The organism is Kaarinaea lacus, from assembly GCF_975902315.1.
This window is the reverse complement of sequence record NZ_CDLKIE010000236.1, coordinates 1-5,295: the sequence shown is the minus strand read 5'-3', so window position 1 is coordinate 5,295 and position 5,295 is coordinate 1. Positions and strand designations below refer to the sequence as shown.

At 40.7% G+C, this 5,295-nt stretch carries 6 protein-coding genes; 3 read left to right on the top strand and 3 right to left on the bottom strand.

The features are described 5' to 3' along the window. Positions 1-281: 281 nt before the first annotated feature. From ACWVCM_RS07105 to ACWVCM_RS07095, 3 genes are all read right to left on the bottom strand, one after another. Positions 282-1,667: a hypothetical protein gene (locus ACWVCM_RS07105; RefSeq protein WP_455201031.1), complete on the bottom strand. Its 1,386-nt coding sequence runs from the start codon at positions 1,665-1,667 to the stop codon at positions 282-284. Between the two features lie 405 nt (positions 1,668-2,072). Beyond that, positions 2,073-2,447 carry a thioredoxin gene (trxA, locus tag ACWVCM_RS07100; protein ID WP_455201030.1) on the bottom strand — a complete coding sequence of 125 codons (375 nt, stop codon included), beginning with the start codon at positions 2,445-2,447 and terminating at the stop codon, positions 2,073-2,075. Between the two features lie 160 nt (positions 2,448-2,607). Then, entirely contained in the window at positions 2,608-2,871 is a 264-nt protein-coding gene (locus ACWVCM_RS07095; protein WP_455201029.1) for a DUF6356 family protein, read from the bottom strand. 562 nt (positions 2,872-3,433) lie between these two features. On the opposite strand from ACWVCM_RS07095, the gene ACWVCM_RS07090 reads away from it, so the two are divergent. The 3 genes from ACWVCM_RS07090 to ACWVCM_RS07080 all read left to right on the top strand — a co-directional run. Continuing rightward, positions 3,434-3,766 (top strand): hypothetical protein, encoded by a 333-nt coding sequence (locus ACWVCM_RS07090; protein WP_455201028.1) that lies wholly within the window; start codon positions 3,434-3,436, stop codon positions 3,764-3,766. 43 nt (positions 3,767-3,809) lie between these two features. Further along, entirely contained in the window at positions 3,810-4,520 is a 711-nt protein-coding gene (locus tag ACWVCM_RS07085) for a rhodanese-like domain-containing protein (RefSeq protein ID WP_455201027.1), read from the top strand. A gap of 448 nt (positions 4,521-4,968) precedes the next feature. Next, a partial coding sequence (locus tag ACWVCM_RS07080; protein WP_455201026.1) for a YgaP family membrane protein occupies positions 4,969-5,295 on the top strand: 327 nt, incomplete at its 3' end.

Genomic DNA, 5,295 nt, shown 5'->3' with positions numbered 1-5,295 from the left:
CCGACTCAGTCCATCGGCCATTAATTGTTCGCGCAGATCTGTGGCGATAATCATAGTGTTCCTAACTTTTATATGATGAATGGTTGGTAAATAGTTTACTTCGATGGCAGGAATACGTCACTTAATTAAAGGGGCACGACTACATTGGTACAGCAAATCAATAGATTTAGAGTCGATTAATTACATGTAGGCTAGAGGTTTCGATAGATTAATACGGATCTGGTTGATCTTCCCCCATTAAAACTGACACTCGGTTAGCTAGAGGGAAGACCAGATCTTGATTAAATACGAACTCCACGTACCTGGTGTGACATAACACCTATTAACAGTATTAATAAGAAACCGAAATGCACTGATCCGCCACCACCACCGCCATCCCCAGTTGTTGGTTTGTTATCTGTTGATGGAGCCGCAGTTGTGATAATAGTGCTAGTTGATTTATAAGCTGCCGGAAGAACTTCTGTGGCAAACGAAACCTCTAAATTATAAGATACACTGTCAAGCGTTAAATTGCTGGTCAAAGAATATGAGGTTGCTGTAGTCGGCAAACTTGAGTTTCCTTCGATAAAATCACCATTGTTTTCGGATACTATCAATTCAATTTCAGATGAAGGTGCAGGGTTTGTCCATGCGTCCCATGTAGCTTCCGTGTTATTTAGCGCAACATTTTCAGGGTATGGAGGAAATTCTCCACCTAACTCCACGGTGATCTGTTCTGTGCTGTCGTCATTGTATGTGACATTGAAAGTGTACGTTCCGTCAGGAAATTGTGATTCTATATCTGTCTGTGAACCTTCTATTCCGGAACCCCATTGATCGCCTTCAGGACTAAGTCCAAGGTTATGGCTAGCGCCAAGTGGGGTTGTTACTACTATTGATTTAAATTCTGAAATCGTTCCGTAAACATCTGTATAAAAAGCATATGTCGTTTCATTGCTGGTTTCATTATGCGTTCTATTTAACCAGACACTGACGGAACTAACCGATCCCTGTATCTGAGTCACACTATCCAATACACCAATAGCGAAGAAGATCGTACTACCGGCGGCATCATTTTCTGCGATATAAAAAACCGGATATGCGACCTCTGTCAATGGGGGTGGTGCCGCTTGATAATCCAGGCCATTGTAATGCGTATTTTCAAGTAAAAAAATAAATCCGAACTCAATGCCATCGATCAAATTATCGTTCATGTCAATGACAGCGCCATCTGTATGACCAAATACCGCCCACGCGTCCAATCGGTCAGCTACTGTTAAATTTGCCCCAAATAAATTATTTAGTAAATTAATGTCGTCAACTTCAAGCGGTGCATTGTTATCGATCTCCACACCGGAAAAGGAACTTGATGTATTAACGACGCCGTTAGTTAGTGTAATACCATAAGGCGTTCCCGAAAATTCATACTCATAAGCAACAGGAATACCTCCATCCATAAGTGAAACACCACTTGCAGTCGCATCGCTGGCACTATTGCCGACTGTGATATTACCGGTAAACGAATCACCAACTTGCGTGCCAGTGTACGCACCGGTACCAGTATCAATCTCAATGCTGGCAATCGTGCCACTGAACGACAGGTTGGCAGCATGCGCTACGCTAATAAAGTGAAAGAAAATGAAAGATATAAATATTGTTGTTCGAATATAACTCCCTTTTTCAAGCATGATGCCTCCTTTCATCTCGCCAAATATAAATGCAGCACCTTTCTAACCGTATGTTTTTTAAAACATGCCTGTTGTTTAAATAATTTGAACTTCAATTGAACTAAACAGGTTATGGGTGCTGTGTTTTATCGTTAGTTTTAAATAAATTTTCTGACAGCGGTTTAACTTAATTGTGAGGAGCCAGCACGAGATGGTCAAGGGAAAACCAGACTTTTTTCTGGTTATTGAATGTTTACTGAACAGGAAAATGGGTGCGCTAATGCTGTCCCGCTTACAATAAAGGAGTGTGACAACAATAGTTCAGATTTCTTATTTTCTTCGGTCTTCTTTTATGGCGGTTACCCTAAACAAATAGGCCCGGCGATTTCACCGGGCCTTTGCTTTGATTTCAGTTTTGATTGCTACTTATGCGGTGGCCGTTGCTGTGCTGGCTTCCTGTTCGGCAATTTCCTTGTGTACCTGCGCCATATCCAGCGCCTTAACTTCGGTTAACAATTTGTTCAGGGCAGCTTCTGGCAACACGCCCGGTTGGGCAAATATCAGTACTTTTTCGCGAAAGACCATCAGGGTGGGGATGGAGCGGATCTGAAAATGGGCTGCCAGTTCCTGCTCCTGTTCTGTATTGATTTTCACAAAGGCGGTATCAGGATTTGCTTCCGCCACCTTCTCGAAAATCGGGGCAAATGAACGACACGGTCCGCACCAGGGTGCCCAGAAATCAACGATAACAATGTCATTGTTTTCAATGACTTCAGTAAAATTCTCTTTTGTCGCTTCCATAACCATAAGGCACCTCGATATCAAAAGTATATTAGTAATAACTAATATAGTTGCTGACCTGGTAATTTCAACCCCTGTTTCCAATGAAAGTGGTCAGTTCTGTTTCCGCCTGAGTTAACAAGACAAATTCTCTCAATCCTCCTTTAAGAAAGGAGGGAGTTTATCGGGCCTGAAGAACAGCTTGATTGACCGGTTCCGTTTGCCTGATCTGTTTTTTATCTTCAATCCAGTTGTTTTTTACATTGATGAACCGGGCTGTTGCATCTAAATCCAGCTCTTTCTTTATATCAATGAAAGGAAATATCCCATGCAGGGTAAAGGCGATGACACTGTTGGCTAAACGTATAGCGATACCTGTGGCAAAAAACAGGTGTTCCAGGTAGGTAACACCTTGTTGTTGAGTATGTTTTGTAAAAATATTCATTATTTTTTTCTCCCTTGTTTTTTCACCCTGTTTCTCTTTAAGACGCAAATCAACGGGATTTAGGTCCCGAAAGTTTTAAACAGGGAAATTCACAAGGGAATTTAGGATTAGATATATTCCTTTGGGTTTCTTTTTTTACGGAGGGGTTAGACGAGAAAAACTATGCACAGAAGTTTGCAAGCTCGAGTTTACTTACTAAAGATTAATAGGAGCAATATCGTTAATTCTATTTCACTCCCTTATTAGGGAGTTTGGAAAAGGGCTGCGCCCCGTTTTTTACTGGACTGTCTTTTTAACTGCGCCCCTCAGCAATTATGATAATCGCGATTTCATGAATACAATCTATATATCCCAGTGAAAACAATAAGCTGAGTTTTTGATATACATCAATAAAAACCAGCCTATCTCACAGGTTATATAAGCTAACCATAAAGTTTTCTGCATCAACGACGATAACGAGTGGCAATGATTGATAGCCACGAAACGTCTCACCAACGAATTTCGGAAATTAAAATTGGATAATCCAGCTATACAAACCCAGAAATCGAAACAGATTAAACGAATGAGCGCAGCTGTTTTAGCAACGCTTGGTATCTTGCTGAGTGTAAGTAGCCAGTCTTTAGCGAATGACTATCTTGATGAACTGGCATCAGAGGCTCAATCCACTGCCGTGGTTAACCAAAAAAGCCAGCTCAGCTCCACAGAGAAAAAACAATTAAGAAAAATGGAAGATCTTCTAAGAACGGAAAAGCCTTCAACCTATAAGTATTATGCGAAACTGGACAAGAAGAAAAAACAACGTGCATTTAAGGCCTATGCCGATGATCAATCAGGCTCAGAAGAACGATTGCACCATTTGCAAAAGAAGGTAATGGATCTTTATTTTGCCCATTAAGATTTTGTAGTGTAGTTTTTTAAAAGTAGCAGGAAGTAGTCCGATGAAGTTTATCCGAAAATCTCTCGTAACATCTGTCGTAGCCACAGCCCTTGTAATGATCAGCACCAGCGCGCTAGCACTGGAAGTAAAAATCACACAGGACCTTGAACGCGTACCCGTACATCACGATGGCAAATTTATAAATATTCAGCGCAATCAGGATCAAAGTAACGTTCTCAGTGGAGGTTTTACTAAAACATCCCGCAAGTGTCCACCGTTTTGCCTTCAGCCTTTATATGTAGCGCCAGGCGTAAAAACAGTTGCTGAACTTGAATTACTTGAGTTTATTGATAAAAAACTGGAAGTTGAAAAAGGCGTACTCATTGACGCTCGTACGCCTGCGTGGTTTGAGAAAGGCACCATTCCCGGTTCGATTAATATTCCTTTTACCAGTTTTGATCCGGAAAAATCGCCGAACGAACTTGCCGCGGCGCTTAAAAAGTTGAATGTAAAAAAGAAAGCAGGAAATAACAGCTCATTTGTTGAGAGCATTATAGGTTGGTTTAGTGACGACGCAGAGGCAGCGGACAATCCCTGGGATTTTTCAGAAGCACAGGAGATTTTGTTGTTTTGCAACGGAATCTGGTGCGGCCAGTCACCAACCGCCATTAAAAACCTGTTAGCGCTGGGTTATCCTGCTGAAAAAATCTATTACTATCGCGGTGGCATGCAATCCTGGCAATCAGTAGGACTCACTGTTTACAAACCTTAATAAAAATCAAAATTCAAACAATCAAAATACGGGTATAACATTTATGGTTATACCCGTTTTTTTATTTGTGAAGAATAGTTCGCTCATCGATTTTAAATTATTATCTTCAACTCCTGGTGTTTATTGAGTACGCAAAATCGTGTGTTGTTGTCTATATCAGAATAAATTACATAGGACATAAGATGCTGATCGAGCTAAACAAATAATACTTCCCCAGTGAGATCATGGTTGAAATATTAGTGTCAGTCGCTATGGTTAGGGTAACAACGTAAATTTTAAATTGATGCTTAAACTTAACAAAAACATCACACACATTTTATGATTGTTATTGACTAACAACTTGTCCTGAAAATCCCATAGAGTTCATCAACTCTGCAGGGATCCGCTATTACACTTCCCTGCTTTTTTATCAACCCTTAATAAACCAAAGGAGGCTAATCTCTCAGCCATGAGTATTCATCGCACAAAAAATCGGACGAAAACCATACGCGTCAAAAATATAAACATTGGTATTATCGACAGAATGTTTCGTTTTAACCTTGGTTTCGCCATCCTCTTGTTGTCTGTGGTTACACTACAGGTAAACAGTGCGGTACCCGTATGGTTAAATGAAACTTCTACCTTGCCAATGTGGGCTTACATTGCAATCCTGGGTTCAATTTACCCCCTGATTACCGGTATATTTGGCTATGATCCCGTCTATGCAATCTTTAAAAAAGATACGCTGGAGTCATTCCTGCCCAGAGATGCATATATGCACTCAGAAACTGTAACT